We start from the raw sequence: 15,348 nt of genomic DNA on the forward strand, positions 1-15,348 counted from the left end.
GCGGCTCTCGGCGGGGTTTGCTACCCTCGGTGCCGCATGCAGGACGCACGGGCCGGGGGACGACGGGCGGCGCGACATGAGGTCGCGACGCCCGTGACGCGTCCCCGGCGGCCGTCGCCGTCGCGTGCGCGCCCGCCGCGCCGATCGCTCGCAGCAGCCGCAGTGCTCTCGGTGCTCGGCCTGCTCGCCGGCCTCGCCTTCGCGCCGCTGCCGCAGCCCGGCGGTCTCGCGTCGTTCGCCTCGGCGAGCGCACCGCACCTCGGCGACGTGCAAGACCTGAAGGTCGCATCAGATGTCGCGGCCCCGACCGTCTCGCACGAGTCCTACGTCGCGACCACCGGCGCCCAGACCTTCGTCGCCGGCGGCACGAACGCCGACTGGGCCAAGCTCGTGCTCGTCGAGGGCGCCTGGCCGGTGACCGAGGAGAACGTCACCTTCATGATGCGCTGGATGCGTCAGGAGAACGGCGCCGACAACTGGTGGAACCGCAACAACCCGTTGAACAACGGACAGGGTTCGGGCGGCGGCTCGGGCCTCGGCAGCTACCCGACGCTCATCGAGGCCGCGTTCTACGCCGCCCAGAACCTGCAGTCGGGTCGCTACCCCGAGGTCGACGCCGCGCTCGCTCGGGGCGATTCGGCCGATGCCACCGCGCAGGCGATCTGGGCCTCTGCGTGGGCCTCGAGCCACTACGGCTACGGCACCCACTGGAGCTCGCGGCCCTACGAGGTCATCGAGGCGCCGGCCTCCGCCTGGGGTCGCTGAACACCCGGCCGAAGGCGAGCCACAGCAGCCAGCCGAGCCCCGCGGTCGCGGCGAGCGCGAGCACCACGAAGATCGTGAGCGGCACGGGCTCGCCCCCGAAGAAGACGAGGCCCACGGGCCCGGGGCCGATCACCAGCGCCACGAGGAGCACGGCGAAGTAGACGGCTCCGTTGACGAGGAGCTGGAGCACGAGGCCGAGGCCGGCCGCCGACCAGGTCACCGCGTGCGGTGCCGGGCTGCCGCGCCGACGCAGCGCCGCCACGCTGCCGGCGATGCCCGCTGCGAATGCGGCGACGCCGACGAGCATCGGCAGGATGACGAGCCACGGCTGCTCGGCGAGCACACCGCCGCCGACGAGGGTCGTGAGGAAGCCGACGAGGGCGGCTCCGCCGAGTCCGCCGGCGACGAGGCCGATGCTCGTGAAGACGAGGAGCGCGCCGACGAAGACGAGCGCCGGCAGCACGCCGATCACGAAGCCGAGGGTGATGAGCGGCAGGGCCCAGGCGCCCACCGGGCCGGCGGACGGCGCTGCGACGGTGGAGGACGGCGCCGCCGGAGCGGCGATCACTCGCGCTCGAGCGGGCGCCACACGACGACCGCGTTCTCGCGGCGCACGCGCGTGCCGGCCTTCAGGGAGATGACCTCGCCGGCCGAACCCGCTGCGAAGACGCGGCGGCCGGGGCGGTTCAGCATCTCGTCGGCGAGGGCGCCCTCGAGTTCGCGCACGCGGGCGCGCAGCGTCGCCACCTCGTCTTCGAGCCCGAGCACCCGGCGGATGCCCTCGAGGCTCACGCCCTCGCTCGAGAGCTGGGCGATCTCGCGCAGCTGCACGACGTCGTGCATCGAGTAGCGGCGCGACTTGCCCGCGGTGCGGGTCGGTGAGACGAGCCCGAGCCGGTCGTACTGGCGGAGCGTCTGCGGGTGCATGCCCGCGAGCTCGGCGGCGACGGAGATGACGAAGAGCGGGCTCCTCTCGTTCATCTCCACCGCCTAGCCCTTCGCCTTCGCGAGCAGCTCGGCGCGGGGGTTCTCGTCGGGAAGCAGGGCGGCGAACTCCTCGAGCTTCGCCTCCGCGTCCTTCGAGAGGTGCGAGGGGACGGCGACCTGCACGACCGCGAGCAGGTCTCCGGTGCCCTTCGACGTCGTGACGCCGCGACCCTTGACGCGCAGCACTCGGCCGCTCGGCGTACCGGGGGCGACCCGCAGCTTCACGGGATCGCCGCCGAGCGTCGGCACCTGGATGGTCGCTCCGAGCGCGGCCTCCGCGAACGTGACGGGCACGGTGACCCGGAGGTTCAGGCCGTCGCGCTCGAAGACCGGGTGCTTGCGCACGGTCACGGTCAGCACGATGTCGCCGGGCTCTCCGCCGTCGGGCGAGGGCTGGCCCTTGCCGCGCAGGCGGATCTTCTGCCCGTCGGCGACGCCCGCCGGGATGCGCACCGTGATCGGCTTGCCCTCGGAGGTCTGCAGGGTGATCTGGTCGCCCTTCGTGGCGGTGACGAAGTCGAGCGTCGTCGACGCCGTGACATCCCGGCCCCTGGTGGGACCGCCGGCGCCGCGGTAGCCGCCCGTCGGCTGGCCGAAGCGGCCGCCGCCGAAGAGCCCGCCGAGCAGGTCGTCGTAGTCGCCGCCCTGCTGGAAGGTGTACGACTGGCCGCGGCCCCCGCCGCCCTGGCCGAACATGCCGCCGAAGACGTCCTCGAAGCCGCCGGCGCCGCCGGCACTGCCCGGCGCGGTGAATCGTGCGCCGGAGCCCATGGCCCGCACGGCGTCGTACTCCTTGCGCTGCTCGGGGTCGGCGAGCACGGAATGCGCCTCGCTGATCTCCTTGAACTTCGCCTCGGCGGCAGCGTCGCCGGGGTTGGAGTCGGGGTGGTACTTGCGCGCGAGCTTGCGGTACGTCTTCTTGAGCTCCGCGTCGCTCACATCTTTGGAGACGCCGAGCACCTTGTAGAAGTCCTTGTCGAACCAATCCTGACTGGCCACCGGCACCTCCTCTCTCGTGTGTGTCTGAAGTCTGTCTTGAGTCTGTCGGAAAACCGTGTCGGCCGGCCGGCGACATCCGCGAACGGATGCCGCGGGCCGGCCGAGTCGGGTCTACTGCGGGGTCTTCACGACGACCTTCGCTGCGCGGAGCAGCGTGCCGCCGAGGGTGTACCCGGTCTCGACGACGTCGGCGATCGTGTCGATCTCGACGTCGTCTGAGGGCTGCTGGAAGATCGCCTCGTGCCGCTGCGGGTCGAACGCCTCGCCGACCTCGCCGAACGCGGTGAGGCCGAGCTTCTCGACCGAGCCGCGCAGCTTCGCGGCGATCGTCGCGAACGGAGCGTCGCCCTCGAGGTCGCCGTGCTTCTCGGCACGGTCGAGGTCGTCGAGCACCGGCAGCAGCACGGCCACCGCCGCGCCGACGGCGCGCTCGCGCTCGAGCTCACGGTTCGCCTCGGTGCGCTTGCGGTAGTTGGCGTACTCCGCGGTGATGCGCTTGAGGTCGGCCAGGTGCTCGTCGCTCGGGTCCTGCACCTCGGCGTTCGCCGCGTTCAGGATGTCGTCGACCGTGAGCACCTCGTCGTCGTCGACCTCGAGGTCGGCCCCCTCCGGGGTGACGGATGCCGCGGCATCCGTCACCTCGTCGGTGGCGCCGGCGTCGGGATCGGGGACCTCGGGAGTCTCCTTCTCGTCTGCCATGGCTACTTCTTTTCTTCCTCGTCGTCGATGACCTCGGCGTCGACCACGTCCTCATCGGAGGACTGGTCGCCCTCGGCGCCCGACGCGTTCGCGTCTTCGCCGGCCGCGGTGCTCGCGTCGGCCTGCTGCGACTGGGCGTAGATCGCCTCGCCGAGCTTGCCCTGCGATGCGTTGAGCTTCTCGAAGGCCGACTTCACGGCCTCGTCGTCGTCGCCGGCGAGCGCGGTCTTCAGCGCGTCGACGTCGCCCTGCACCTCGGACTTGACGTCAGCGGGGAGCTTGTCGTCGTTGTCCTTGATGAGCTTCTCGATCGAGTAGACGAGCTGCTCGGCCTGGTTGCGGGTCTCGGCCGACTCGCGACGCGCCTTGTCTTCGGCGGCGTGCTCTTCGGCCTCGCGCACCATGCGCTCGATGTCGTCCTTCGGGAGGCTCGAGCCGCCCGAGATCGTCATGCGCTGCTCCTTGCCGGTGCCCTTGTCCTTCGCGGACACGTGCACGATGCCGTTGGCGTCGATGTCGAACGTGACCTCGATCTGCGGGACGCCCCGCGGCGCCGGCGCGATGCCGGTGAGCTCGAAGGTGCCGAGCGGCTTGTTGTCGCGGGTGAACTCGCGCTCGCCCTGGAAGACCTGGATCGCGACCGACGGCTGGTTGTCGTCGGCGGTCGTGAAGGTCTCGCTGCGCTTCGTGGGGATGGCCGTGTTGCGCTCGATGAGCTTCGTCATGATGCCGCCCTTGGTCTCGATGCCGAGGCTGAGGGGGGTGACGTCGATGAGCAGGACATCCTTGCGCTCGCCCTTCAGGACGCCCGCCTGGAGGGCGGCGCCGACGGCGACGACCTCATCGGGGTTGACGCCCTTGTTGGGCTCCTGGCCGGTCTCCTTCTTCACGAGCTCGCTGACCGCGGGCATGCGCGTCGACCCACCGACGAGCACGACGTGCGCGATGTCGGAGAGCTTGACGCCCGCCTCGCGGATGACGTCTTCGAACGGCTTCTTGGTGCGGTCGAGCAGGTCGCTCGTCATGTTCTCGAACTCGGCGCGCGTGAGCGTCTCGTCGAGGTTCGCGGGGCCGTTCTCGGTGAGCGAGAGGTAGGGCAGCTGGATTGACGCCTTCAGGTTCGAGGAGAGTTCCTTCTTGGCCTGCTCGGCGGCCTCCTTCAGGCGCTGCTTCGCGATCTTGTCGTTCGAGACGTCGACGCCCGTCGACTCCTTGAACTTCTTGATGAGCCAGTCGACGATGCGCTGGTCCCAGTCGTCGCCGCCGAGGCGGTTGTCGCCCGCGGTGGCGCGCACCTGGATGGTCGAGAAGTCGTCGTCCTTGCCCACCTCGAGGAGGGACACGTCGAACGTGCCGCCACCGAGGTCGAAGACCAGGATGAGCTCGTCTTCCTTGCCCTTGTCGAGGCCGTACGCGAGCGCGGCCGCGGTGGGCTCGTTGATGATGCGCAAGACGTTCAGGCCCGCGATCTCGCCGGCCTCCTTGGTGGCCTGGCGCTCGGCGTCGTTGAAGTACGCGGGGACCGTGATGACGGCGTCGGTGACGGTGTCGCCGAGGTACTGCTCGGCGTCTCGCTTCAGCTTCTGCAGGATGCGCGCCGAGATCTCCTGCGGCGTGTACTGCTTGCCGTCGATCTCGTCGGTCTTCCAATCGGTGCCGACGTGGCGCTTGACCGACGCGATGGTGCGGTCGACGTTGGTGACGGCCTGGCGCTTCGCGGTCTCGCCGACGAGCACCTCGCCGTCCTTCGTGAATGCGACGACCGACGGAGTGGTGCGCAGACCCTCCGCGTTCGCGATGACCGTGGGCTCGCCGCCCTCGAGGACCGCGACGACCGAGTTGGTGGTGCCGAGGTCGATTCCTACTGCACGTGACATGTGTGTTCTCCTTCTCTCCGCCAGCGGTCCGGGCCGCACTGGAGTGCCGCACGGCCTGTGGATCAGCTGGCCGGATACCGGTTCGACCCTTCCTGGCCCGCAACCGAAGTACCTGAGGCAAGACTTGAGCCTTGCCGACTCAAGCTTCTCAGCGCCCCGTGAACGTGTCAAGTCGAGGCGGTAAAACTTGAGTGTACTTGACTCAACTCACAGCGGGCGTCCAGTATTCCGCGTCGGGGGCTACCGGCGTCGTCCGCGCATCCCTAGAGTTTCGCGCAAGTGCGCCACGTGGAGACGATGAGGGGGACGATCGTGAACGGGAGACGGATGAAGCTGGTCGGCGGCCTGGCGGTCGCGCTCGCGGTGATCGGGGGGCTCGGGGCGACCGGAGCGGTCGCAGCGCCCGGAGCAGCGGGTGGGCCGCGCTACACGGCGGGCGCGCCAGGGGCGGGCGATTCGTACTTCCCGTACGCCGGCAACGGCGGCTACGACGTGCAGCACTACGACCTCGGCGTCACGTACTCGCCGCCCGCGGCCGCGCCCGCACCCCTCGCGGGACGGTTCGACGGCACCGCCACGATCGACCTCGTCGCCACGCAGGACCTCGACCGGTTCAACCTCGACCTCCGCGGCATGACGGTCAGCTCGCTGACGGTGAACGGCAAGACCGCGAAGCTCGTCGCACCCCCGGCCGCCGGAGCAGTGGTCGACGGAGCCGCCTACTGGCAGGTCCAGAACGACGCCGAACGCGTCTGGGAGCTCACGGTGCAGCCGCGCCCGAAGCTCAAGGCGGGCCAGAGCGCACGGGTGGTCGTCGAGTACGGGGGCCCGACCACGCGGCCGCTCGACATCGAGGAGGCGCTCTACGGCTGGGTGACCACACGCGACGGCGCCATGGTGGTGAGCGAGCCCGAGGGCTCGATGACGTGGTACCCCGTCAGCGACCACCAGACCGACAAGGCGAGCTACAGCTTCGCGATCACCGTGCCGGAGGGCAAGGTCGCCGTGGCGAACGGCACCCAGCCCCGGCCCGAGGAGACGGCCGGCGGATGGACCACGTGGTTCTGGGACGCCCCCGACCAGCAGGCCAGCTACCTCACGACCGCGTCGGTCGGCGACTTCGACCTCCGCGAGACCTACTTCTCGTCGAGCGGGGTGCCGATCGTCGACGCGGTCGACACGAAGCTGTCGGCCGGGCGACTGGCGACCACCGACGCGAGTCTCGCGCGACAGGTCGCGATGATCGACTTCTTCGAGAGTCGATTCGGCCCGTATCCGTTCTCCTCGTTCGGAGCGATCGTCGACAACGACTCGGTCGGATACGCCCTCGAGACGCAGACCCGCCCGGTCTACTCGAGCCAGGCGAGCCAGGGCACGGTCGCGCACGAGCTCGCGCACCAGTGGTTCGGCGACGCCGTGAGCCCCGAACGCTGGCAGGACATCTGGCTCAACGAAGGCTGGGCGACCTACGCGACGCGGATGTGGACCGAACACACGGGCGGCACTACCGCGCAGCAGGCCTACGACAACTGGTACAACCAGACCCGCCCGGCCTCGTACTGGCAGCTCCGGATCGGCGATCCCGGCGCACTGGGCCTCTTCGCCGGCCAGATCTACGACCGCGGCGCCGGCACGCTGCACGCGCTGCGCGTCGAGCTCGGCGACGAGGCGTTCTTCGCCGGCACCCGGCTCTGGCTCGAGCGCTACGACGACTCGGCCGCGACGGCCGACGAGTTCCAGGCCGTCTTCGAGGAGGCATCGGGAGCGGACCTCGACGCCTTCTTCAAGATCTGGCTGTACGACCAGGTGAAGCCGCCGGCCACCTGGACGACGCCGTAGCGACGACGCCGTAGCGACGGCGCCGTCGGGCAGCCGCCTCGAACGGCCGGGCCCACCGAGCGCCGGTGCAGCCGGCGACTATGGTGGGTCCGTGCGAGGTGGTTCCGGGGTGCGGCTGGCGTCGAGAGCGGTCGCGGCCGCCGGACTCGTGGGCGTCGGCGTGCTGCACGCCGCCTGGGCGAGCGGTTCGAGCTGGCCCGCGAAGAGCCGTGCCGAGCTGGCGGACGCGACGGTCGGATCGACGACCGCCCCACCGGCGCCCGTCGCGACCGCGACGGTGGCGGTGATGGCGACGGCGGCCGGCATCATCGTCGGCGGAGCGCTCGGGGATCGTCCGATCGCCGTGCTCGCCCGGCGCGCTGCGGGGCTGGCGCTCCTGACCCGAGCGGCAGTCGGCGGCGTCATCGCCGGCCGGGCCCTCGGCCTGCCCGACCCGAGCGATCGGTTCCGCACGCTCGACGCACGCTACTACCGGCCGCTGTGCCTCATCCTCGGCGCCGGGGCGCTGCTCGGCGCTCGTCGGCAACGGCGGGGCTAGGCTCGCAGCCATGACACGAAGCCCTTCCTTCGGCGGTGCCCTGCTGATCGCCGTCACGGTCGGCCTGCTCAGCGGGTGCACGGCCACCGGCGATGTCGCGGCGCCGACACCGTCGACATCTCCGACCGCGACCGCGACCGCGACCGCGACGCAGGATCCATCGCCGACGCCGAGCGCAGTTCCTGCTGCGACATGCGGGACGGTGCTCTCGGCCGAGGCGTACCAGAAGCTCGCCGACGACGGCCTCGAACCGCTCCCCACGCCGCAGGTGTTCGATGCACTCGCCATTCGGATGGTCGAGGCGGACGGCATCGCCTGCGCCTGGGGGAAGCCGAGCACCGACATCACGCTGACCGTCGTCGAGGTCGGCGTCGCTCCCGCCGACCAGGTCGCCTGGACGGAGATGCTCGGCGAGACGGGATACGTCCTCACCGACGACCCGGTACCCGGGGCCTACGTCGGACCGGTGGAACCGGGCAGCGGCATCAGCCCGATCGCCGTGCTCACCGACGCGTCGCTCACCTTCGTCAGCGCCCCGTCGTACGCGTCGATGCTCGCGCCCGCGGCATAGCCCGCGACGAGACCCGACCGCACCTCAGCCGAGCGCCGCCCCCTCGGCGGATGCATTGGGCTTCGGATCCGGCAGCCGTCGCATCCGCAGCGCGTTCGCGACGCCGAGGAGCCCCGCGAGGATCGGCACCAGCAGGGCGACCTGCAGGGCGATGAACCGCGAGTCGGTGTTGATGCGCAGGATCTCCTCCTGCACTTCGGGCGTCTGATCGACGAGCAGCGACTCGAGGCCGGTGTTCGTCATGATCTCGGCGTCCTCCTCGAGCACGGTGGAGACCTGCTGCTGCTCGTCGGGGGTCAGCACCGAGCTCGCCTCGGCGCTCGCGGTGAACGTGAAGGCGAGCGTCGCGAGCATGATGGCACCGGCGAAGGCGAGGCCGAACGAGAGGCCGAAGGAGCCCGCGGCCGAGTTCACGCCCGCCGCCTCGCTCACGCGCTCGTCGGAGATCGGCGAGAGCGTGTAGTTGTTCAGCTGCGAGACGAGCAGGCCGAGGCCGCAGCCCGCGACGATGAGCGGCAGGGTGAGGTACCAGCCCGAGTCGGCGATGGGCACGATCGGCACCAGCACCGTGACGCCCACGACGACGAGCGCGAAGCCCCACAGGATGATGGTGGCCGGGCGCCGCTTGAGTCCCCGGCCGGCGAGCAGCGCGACGACGAACATGCTGAGCGAGAGCGGCGCGATCGACAGCCCCGCCTGCAGCGCGTTGTACTCGAAGACCATCTGCAGGTAGATCGGCAGCACGATCATCGTGCCGCCGAGGGCGATCTGCTGCAGCAGCTGCCCGCTCGCACCCGACCGGAACATCTTCGAATCGAACAGCGTCGGGTCGAGCAGTGTGGGCTTGCCGCGACGCTTGCGGCTGCGCAGCCAGAACACCAGGAGGCCGAGGCCGAGCACCCCGATGCCGATGATGAGGCCGACGTACCCGCCGCCCTCCTGCCAGACGAGGATGCCGGTGACGACGCCGCCCATGCCGACGATCGACAGCACCGCCCCGACGAGGTCGATCGATCGGTCGCCGTGGTACGGCACGTCCTTCACGAGCCCGATGCCCGCGAGCACGACCGCGATGATGACCGCCTCGAGGGCGAAGCCGACCCGCCAGGAGAGGAAGGTCGTGATGAACCCGCCGAGCAACGGCCCGACGGCGGCGGCGATGGCGGCGGATGCCCCGACCAGCGCGTACACCCGCGTCTGGTGCGCGCCCTCGAAGTTGCCGTGGATGAGCGACTGCATCGCGGGCAGCAGCAATGACGCGCCGATTCCGCCGATGAACGCCCAGAAGATGATGATCGCGGTGAGGTCCTGCGCGAAGACCATCGCGATGGCCCCGATCGCATAGCCGAGCAGGCCGAGGATGTAGGCGAGCTTGCGCCCGATGAGGTCGCCGGTCTTGCCGCCGATGAGGATGAACGCCGCCGAGACGAGCGCCTCGAGCGCGATCGCACCCTGCACACCACTCACCGTGGTGTCGAGATCGCGTACCACGGCCGAGATCGACACGTTCATGAGCGAGGTGTCGACGACCAGTACGAACATTGCCATCGCGAGAAGGATGGCGAGTCTGCCGTTGAACCGCCCCCCGGCGGCTGCGTTGGGGTCCATGGCTCACTGAACCACATCGCGGACCTCGACGGAAGAGCCGTTCACGGCGCGTTTCCCTGCTGGGGCTACGATGCGGCCATGCCGAAGCCGCCCTCCGCCGACACCACCGGCCACGTCGTGCACCTGCTCGATCGACTCGACGCCTTCGAGAGCGTTCCCGAGTCGCTCGGCCTCCCGGCTCGGCTGGGCCCGGTCGGCCATTCGCTGTTCGCGGCCGCGAACGTGGTCGCGACCCTCGGCGTCGTCGCGGTCCTCATGCTGCTCTGGTCGGGCGCGACGCCCGGGTGGTGGTTCGATGCGATCTTCACGATCCTGCTCGCCGCGATCCCCGTGACCATCTGGGCACTCCTCGTCGGATCGATCTCCGGGGCGAGGAAGGAGCGCGCGATGCAGGCGGAGTGGGCCATGCTCCGCGACGGCGTGCGCGCTGAGCACGGAGTGGTGCTCGCCCGCGACATCCGACTCTCGGAGGACGGCACGGTCTCGTCGTTCGACCTCACGGTGTCAGGTGCCGAGGAGTCGGTGTTCCACGCGGAGTGGCGTCCGCGATCGGCGACGAGCCGTGGACTGCTGCAGCCGCAGGTTCCGGGCATCGGTGCACCGGTTCGGATCTGGCGGACTCCCGTTGACGGCGACGGCGTCGAGCCGACGTCGCTGATCGTCGTCGAGGTCGCCGATCCGAGTGTGGTCGCGGCATCGGGGCGCGTGTGAGGGAGCCCGTCCCGACGCGGTGCTTCGCCCCGTCAGCGACGCGGCGCTGACGGCCGCGCGGCGGGCACCCGCTCGACCGCGGTCTCGACGAGTCGCCGCATGGCCGAGGGGATGCGGTGCTCGTCGAGTGCGTCGATCATGAGCGGCGCGAACTGCGCCTTGCGCCCGGCGTGGGTGCCGAGGAACCGCCGGAGCTGCGCATCAGCCGCCCGCAGGCGCTGGGCGGGCTGGTGCTGGAACCCTCGGAAGCGCACGATCTCACCGTGCTCGGCGAGCAGCTGCTGCATGCGATCGATGCCGAGCGCGCGGATCAACTCGCCCTCGAGGTCGGGATCGCACGCGAAGAAGCCCAGCGCGGCGAGCTCGTCGAGCGTGCCCGCCGAACCGAGGCCGGCGTCGTCGACGGCACGTCGCACGTAGCCGATCTCGGCGGCGTCGTAGAGCCCGAGCACGCGCGGCGGCCGGTGCCGTCCGGCGATCTCGCCGAGGTGGCGGTGCAGGTTGGTCACGCCGTGCATCGAGACGACGCGCGCACCCGCCGAGGCGAGATCGTGCCCGAGCCGGGTCGCGAGCGCCTCGACCGCGAGCCGGTCGCTGTCGCCCTCGACGAGCACCACGGTGGCGGATGCCTCGTGCTCCACGTCGCCCTGCATGGCGCCGACCCTACTCCGCGCGCGCCTGCGCAGCGACGAACTCGGCTCTGGACGTGGCGCTCGAACGCACCTAGACTGCCGGAGTTGCCGATTCGCGCAGCATCCGCTCCGGTGCATCCGGTGAAGAAAGGAGTCGATCATGGCTGTCGTTGTCGTGAACCTCCACGTTCCCTTCACTTGCGAGGCCTCCACCCGCTAAGCGGCCCGGTGGCCTCCGCGACCTTCGGAGATCCACCTTGCACATCACCTCGTCTCTCGACGAATCCGCCGTCGTGCGTGCGCACACGGCATCCATCGCCTTCACGACCCCGCGCTTCGACGCGGGCGACCTCGCCTTCCAGACCACGGAACCCGGCGAGGGCCAACGCTGGTCGACCTGGCCGGCCACCACTCCCCTCGAACGCGGCCCCCAGCCTCGGCCAGCCTGGCTCGTCACGGATGCCGCGGCGATCGACACCGAACTCGGTGTCGTGAAGACCGGCAAGGAGGCCTACCTCTTCCTCATCGAACGCGCCGTGCCCGATGCCGAGCCCGGCACCCTCGGCGCGCACGTGCTGCTCGCCGCGAAGCGGTACCGCGGCACCGAGCACAGCGACTTCCACCGCTCGACGGTCTACACCGAGGGGCGCGGCACCCGCCGCAGCCGCGACGCCCGCGCCCTCGCGAAGGGCACGACGTTCGGACGCGAGGTCGCTCGCGTGCAGTGGGCCTACGCCGAGTTCGAGGCGCTCAAGCGGCTGACCGAGCTCGGGGCGGCCGTGCCGTACCCGGTGCAGGTGAGCGGCACGGAGGTGCTCATGGAGTTCATCGGCGACGGCCGGGTCGCCGCGCCGCGCCTCGCGCAGGTGCGCGCCACGCCCGACGAGCTGCGCGAGCTGTTCCACCAGGTCATCGAATTCATGCGCACGCTCGCGCGCTCGGGGCTCGCCCACGGCGACCTCTCGCCGTACAACCTGCTCGTGCACGACGGCCGGATGGTCGCGATCGACCTGCCGCAGGTGGTCGACGTGGTGTCGAATCCGCAGGGCTTCGACCTGCTGCATCGCGACTGCCGGAACGTCTGCGACTGGTTCACCCGGCAGCGCCTCGAGTGCGACGCGGAGCAGTTGTTCGGCGAGCTGATCGCCGAGGTCTACAGCTGAGCGGCGGTCGCCCGGCCGCGCTGTCGTCTCAGGGCTACCCCTGAACGCGGGTCACGATTCGAGCACATCCGTTGCGAATAGGAAGATATGTTCCTATTCTCTGGGCATGGCATCTCGAACCCCAGTCCTCGCGGCGATCGCCGCCGGCGCGCTCACCCTCGTCCTGACCGGTTGCGGCGCGGGCGCGGCCGATCCGTCCGCCTCCGGCGCCGCTGCGGAGACCGTGGCGAGCGTCGAACCCTCGGCTCCCGCCACCGATGCCCCCGTCGATCCTCCGGCCGCGGCGGCGGGCTGCGACACCGTGTTCACCGACGCCGAGTACGCACGCCTCGCCGACGAGGGCCACGAACTCGAGGCGGAACCGTTCCTGCTCGGGCCGGTCATGGAGCGCATGGCGGAGGCAGGGGCGCTCGTCTGCGTCTGGACCAAGCCGAACAGCGATGTCGCCGTCTGGTACGCGCGACTCGAGGTGGGCGACGAGGGCCAGGCCTGGCTCGATCAGCTGCAGGCCGAGGGCTGGCTCGAGGACACCGAGCGCGGCGACGGCACCTACCTCGCGCCTGCCGACTACGACTCGAACTACCAGCCGTCGGTGCAGCTCGAGTCCGGTGTGCTGCACTTCGGCAGCTACAACCCGATCCTCCAGGAAGTGCTCGAACTGCAGTAGGAGCGCGCCGGCTCGCGGCACTGCAGGCCGCGAGCCGCGAGCGGTCGGATGCACAGCAGCGATACAGTGCCCTCGGGTCGATGAGGACCCCGGCTCGCGTGAGCGTGCCGACCGGGCAGCGCCCGGCCGCGGCATCCGCCACCCGCTGTTCACCTGAGAGAACGAGACTGCAGCCATGACCGACCCCGACGCGTCGCGCTCGCCCGAAGCGCCCCGCAACTTCCCGCCGTCCCACCTCACCCCGCCCGACGGGGCCGCGGCGACGATCGGGGTCGCGACCGGCCAGGTCGAGGCGGTCTCCGAAGCCGGCGCCCGCAAGGGACGCATCTTCGCGTGGGGCCTCTGGGACTGGGGATCCGCCGCCTTCAACGCGGTCGTCACGACGTTCGTGTTCACGGTGTACCTCACGAGCGAGTCGTTCGGCCCGAAGGGCACGGTCGAGGCCCAGCTCGGCTGGGCGCTCGCGATCGCCGGCCTCCTGATCGCAGTGCTCGCGCCGATCACGGGCCAGCGCTCCGACACGAGCGGTCGCCGCAAGTTCTGGCTCGCCGTCAACACGTACATCGTCGTGGCCATCACGGTCGCGATGTTCTTCGTGCAGCCCGGCCCCGAGTACCTGCTGCTCGGCCTGTTCCTGGTCGCCGCCGGCAACGTGTTCTTCGAGTTCGCGGGCGTCAACTACAACGCCATGCTCGTGCAGGTCTCGACGCCCCGATCGATCGGCAAGGTCTCGGGCTTCGGCTGGGGCATGGGCTACGTCGGCGGCATCGTGCTGCTGCTCGTCGTGTACTTCGGCTTCATCCAGCCCGAGGTCGGCCTCTTCGGCGTCACCGGCGACAACGGCATGGACGTGCGCGTGACGATGCTCGTCTCCGCACTGTGGTTCGGCCTCTTCGCCCTGCCCGTGCTCTTCGCGGTGCCCGAGTACCGCAACCCCGCCGCCGTCGAGCGGGAGAAGATCGGCTTCTTCGCCTCGTACGCGCGGCTCGGACGCGACATCAAGCGACTCTGGAACGAGCAGCGGAACACCGTCTGGTTCCTGTTGGCGAGCGCGGTGTTCCGCGACGGACTCGCCGGCGTCTTCACGTTCGGCGGCGTGCTCGCGGCATCCGTCTTCGGTTTCTCGGCCGGCGAGGTCATCATCTTCGCGATCGCGGCGAACGTCGTCGCGGGCATCTCGACGATCGCGGTCGGCGCGCTCGACGACCGGCTCGGGGCGAAGCCCGTGATCATGGCCGCCCTCATCGGGCTCGTCGTGAGCGGACTGCTCGTCTTCTTCCTGCACGACGGCGGCCAGATCGTGTTCTGGACCGCCGGCCTGGCGCTCTGCCTCTTCGTCGGTCCGGCGCAGTCGGCGAGCCGCACCTTCCTCGCCCGGCTCATCCCCGCCGGCCGCGAGGGCGAGGTCTTCGGCCTCTACGCCACGACCGGCCGTGCGGTGAGCTTCCTCGCGCCGACCGCCTTCGCGCTCTTCGTCACGATCGGCGGCGAGCCGTACTTCGGCATCCTCGGCATCGTGCTCGTGATCGCGCTCGGGCTCGCGCTCCTCATCCCCGTGAAGGCGAGCGCACCGGCGAAGTAGCGATCAGTCGCCCGCCCGCGCCCGCAGGCGGGCGACGATCTCGTCGAGCGTGCGGCTCACGATGCGGGGCATGTCGACCGCGTCGGGGTTCAGGAGCCACTGCACCTGCAGGCCGTCCATGACGGCGATGAGCGCCGAGGCCGAGTCCGAGAGCTCCTCGGGGTCGGTGTTGCCAGTGACCTCGCCGAGCACACCGGCGATCTTCTCGCGCAGCACGTCGAGGCGCATCTCGAAGTACTCGTGGGCCGGATGCCCGTCGGTGACCGACTCCCCCGAGAGCACCGAGTAGGCCTGCACGACGCCGCGGCGGTGCGTGTTCTCCTCGACCGTGTCGACGAGGTGCTGCAGGAACGCCGGGCCCTCGGTCTGCGCGCGGGCGGGCACGCCGGCGACCTCCTCGCCGTCGCGGTACTTCAGCATCGCGACGAGCAGCCCCTCCTTGCTGCCGAAGTGGTGCAGCACGCCGGCATGGGTCATGCCGGCCTGCTCGGCCACCTCGACGAGTGCGCCCTTGTTGTACCCGCGGGCACCGAACACGTTCATCGCCGCCTTCAGCACGGCCTCGCGGCGCTCGGTGGTGCGGGCCTGCGGACGCAGGGCGCGCTCGGCGGCCGGCTTGCCGCGCGCGTCGTCATGGGCTGTGGCCACGGGGTTCCCTCCTGTGCGGATGCCTCGCGGCCCCGCGTCTCGCTCGATTGCAGCATTCCACG

16 protein-coding genes are annotated in these 15,348 nt (G+C 70.6%); 8 read left to right on the top strand and 8 right to left on the bottom strand.

Annotated features, from left to right (window positions below):
• Window positions 1-36: 36 nt before the first annotated feature.
• Entirely contained in the window at window positions 37-765 is a 729-nt protein-coding gene (locus tag ACFTQE_RS05000; protein WP_376924029.1) for a hypothetical protein, read from the top strand.
• On the opposite strand, the gene ACFTQE_RS05005 is transcribed toward ACFTQE_RS05000, so the two are convergent.
• From ACFTQE_RS05005 to dnaK, 5 genes are all read right to left on the bottom strand, one after another.
• A complete protein-coding gene (locus tag ACFTQE_RS05005; RefSeq protein ID WP_376924030.1) occupies window positions 731-1,333 on the bottom strand; it encodes a hypothetical protein in 603 nt (200 codons plus the stop codon). The genes ACFTQE_RS05000 and ACFTQE_RS05005 overlap by 35 nt on opposite strands.
• Entirely contained in the window at window positions 1,330-1,746 is a 417-nt protein-coding gene (locus ACFTQE_RS05010; protein WP_056656247.1) for a heat shock protein transcriptional repressor HspR, read from the bottom strand. Before ACFTQE_RS05010 ends, ACFTQE_RS05005 begins: the two co-directional genes overlap by 4 nt.
• Window positions 1,747-1,755: 9 nt before the next feature.
• Window positions 1,756-2,751, bottom strand: a complete 996-nt coding sequence (locus ACFTQE_RS05015; RefSeq protein ID WP_376924031.1) for a DnaJ C-terminal domain-containing protein — start codon at window positions 2,749-2,751, stop codon at window positions 1,756-1,758.
• Between the two features lie 111 nt (window positions 2,752-2,862).
• Window positions 2,863-3,450 (bottom strand): nucleotide exchange factor GrpE, encoded by a 588-nt coding sequence (locus tag ACFTQE_RS05020; protein WP_376924032.1) that lies wholly within the window; start codon window positions 3,448-3,450, stop codon window positions 2,863-2,865.
• A 2-nt stretch (window positions 3,451-3,452) separates the two neighbouring features.
• Window positions 3,453-5,327 carry a molecular chaperone DnaK gene (gene dnaK, locus ACFTQE_RS05025; protein WP_376924033.1) on the bottom strand — a complete coding sequence of 625 codons (1,875 nt, stop codon included), beginning with the start codon at window positions 5,325-5,327 and terminating at the stop codon, window positions 3,453-3,455.
• Window positions 5,328-5,639: 312 nt separating this feature from the next.
• Between dnaK and ACFTQE_RS05030 the strand changes: the two genes are divergently transcribed.
• The 3 genes from ACFTQE_RS05030 (at window position 5,640) to ACFTQE_RS05040 (ending at window position 8,275) form a co-directional block, all read left to right on the top strand.
• Window positions 5,640-7,166 carry a M1 family metallopeptidase gene (locus ACFTQE_RS05030; protein WP_376924034.1) on the top strand — a complete coding sequence of 509 codons (1,527 nt, stop codon included), beginning with the start codon at window positions 5,640-5,642 and terminating at the stop codon, window positions 7,164-7,166.
• A 91-nt stretch (window positions 7,167-7,257) separates the two neighbouring features.
• Complete coding sequence (locus ACFTQE_RS05035) at window positions 7,258-7,704, top strand: DUF3995 domain-containing protein (protein ID WP_376924035.1); 447 nt, start codon at window positions 7,258-7,260, stop codon at window positions 7,702-7,704.
• 10 nt (window positions 7,705-7,714) lie between these two features.
• Window positions 7,715-8,275 (top strand): hypothetical protein, encoded by a 561-nt coding sequence (locus tag ACFTQE_RS05040; RefSeq protein ID WP_376924036.1) that lies wholly within the window; start codon window positions 7,715-7,717, stop codon window positions 8,273-8,275.
• A gap of 24 nt (window positions 8,276-8,299) precedes the next feature.
• Here the strand turns inward: ACFTQE_RS05040 and ACFTQE_RS05045 are convergent, their stop codons facing one another.
• Window positions 8,300-9,823: an MFS transporter gene (locus ACFTQE_RS05045; RefSeq protein WP_376924037.1), complete on the bottom strand. Its 1,524-nt coding sequence runs from the start codon at window positions 9,821-9,823 to the stop codon at window positions 8,300-8,302.
• Window positions 9,824-9,961: 138 nt separating this feature from the next.
• Here ACFTQE_RS05045 and ACFTQE_RS05050 point away from each other — a divergent pair, with 138 nt between their 5' ends.
• Entirely contained in the window at window positions 9,962-10,594 is a 633-nt protein-coding gene (locus ACFTQE_RS05050; RefSeq protein WP_376924038.1) for a hypothetical protein, read from the top strand.
• Between the two features lie 32 nt (window positions 10,595-10,626).
• Here the strand turns inward: ACFTQE_RS05050 and ACFTQE_RS05055 are convergent, their stop codons facing one another.
• Window positions 10,627-11,247: a TOPRIM nucleotidyl transferase/hydrolase domain-containing protein gene (locus ACFTQE_RS05055; RefSeq protein ID WP_376924039.1), complete on the bottom strand. Its 621-nt coding sequence runs from the start codon at window positions 11,245-11,247 to the stop codon at window positions 10,627-10,629.
• 236 nt (window positions 11,248-11,483) lie between these two features.
• Between ACFTQE_RS05055 and ACFTQE_RS05060 the strand changes: the two genes are divergently transcribed.
• The 3 genes from ACFTQE_RS05060 (at window position 11,484) to ACFTQE_RS05070 (ending at window position 14,638) form a co-directional block, all read left to right on the top strand.
• The gene (locus tag ACFTQE_RS05060) at window positions 11,484-12,389 is read left to right on the top strand and encodes a serine protein kinase RIO (protein ID WP_376924040.1); all 906 of its coding nucleotides are present in this window, start codon (window positions 11,484-11,486) and stop codon (window positions 12,387-12,389) included.
• A 106-nt stretch (window positions 12,390-12,495) separates the two neighbouring features.
• Window positions 12,496-13,056, top strand: coding sequence for a hypothetical protein (locus ACFTQE_RS05065; RefSeq protein ID WP_376924041.1), 561 nt, complete (start codon window positions 12,496-12,498; stop codon window positions 13,054-13,056).
• A gap of 175 nt (window positions 13,057-13,231) precedes the next feature.
• Complete coding sequence (locus ACFTQE_RS05070; protein WP_376924042.1) at window positions 13,232-14,638, top strand: MFS transporter; 1,407 nt, start codon at window positions 13,232-13,234, stop codon at window positions 14,636-14,638.
• 3 nt (window positions 14,639-14,641) lie between these two features.
• On the opposite strand, the gene ACFTQE_RS05075 is transcribed toward ACFTQE_RS05070, so the two are convergent.
• A complete protein-coding gene (locus tag ACFTQE_RS05075) occupies window positions 14,642-15,286 on the bottom strand; it encodes a TetR/AcrR family transcriptional regulator (RefSeq protein ID WP_376924043.1) in 645 nt (214 codons plus the stop codon).
• Window positions 15,287-15,348 lie beyond the last annotated feature (62 nt).

Origin of the sequence: Agromyces sp. NPDC056965, assembly GCF_042673425.1 — a bacterium.
Lineage (GTDB): Bacteria > Actinomycetota > Actinomycetes > Actinomycetales > Microbacteriaceae > Agromyces.

Bases quoted from the DNA above. Each gene is read 5' to 3' on its own strand.
- ACFTQE_RS05000 (WP_376924029.1), top strand. From the start codon at position 37: ATGCAGGACGCACGGGCCGGGGGACGACGGGCGGCGCGACATGAGGTC.
- ACFTQE_RS05010 (WP_056656247.1), bottom strand. From the start codon at position 1,746: ATGAACGAGAGGAGCCCGCTCTTCGTCATCTCCGTCGCCGCCGAGCTC.
- ACFTQE_RS05020 (WP_376924032.1), bottom strand. From the start codon at position 3,450: ATGGCAGACGAGAAGGAGACTCCCGAGGTCCCCGATCCCGACGCCGGC.
- dnaK (WP_376924033.1), bottom strand. From the start codon at position 5,327: ATGTCACGTGCAGTAGGAATCGACCTCGGCACCACCAACTCGGTCGTC.
- ACFTQE_RS05040 (WP_376924036.1), top strand. From the start codon at position 7,715: ATGACACGAAGCCCTTCCTTCGGCGGTGCCCTGCTGATCGCCGTCACG.
- ACFTQE_RS05045 (WP_376924037.1), bottom strand. From the start codon at position 9,823: ATGGCAATGTTCGTACTGGTCGTCGACACCTCGCTCATGAACGTGTCG.
- ACFTQE_RS05050 (WP_376924038.1), top strand. From the start codon at position 9,962: ATGCCGAAGCCGCCCTCCGCCGACACCACCGGCCACGTCGTGCACCTG.
- ACFTQE_RS05055 (WP_376924039.1), bottom strand. From the start codon at position 11,247: ATGCAGGGCGACGTGGAGCACGAGGCATCCGCCACCGTGGTGCTCGTC.
- ACFTQE_RS05065 (WP_376924041.1), top strand. From the start codon at position 12,496: ATGGCATCTCGAACCCCAGTCCTCGCGGCGATCGCCGCCGGCGCGCTC.
- ACFTQE_RS05070 (WP_376924042.1), top strand. From the start codon at position 13,232: ATGACCGACCCCGACGCGTCGCGCTCGCCCGAAGCGCCCCGCAACTTC.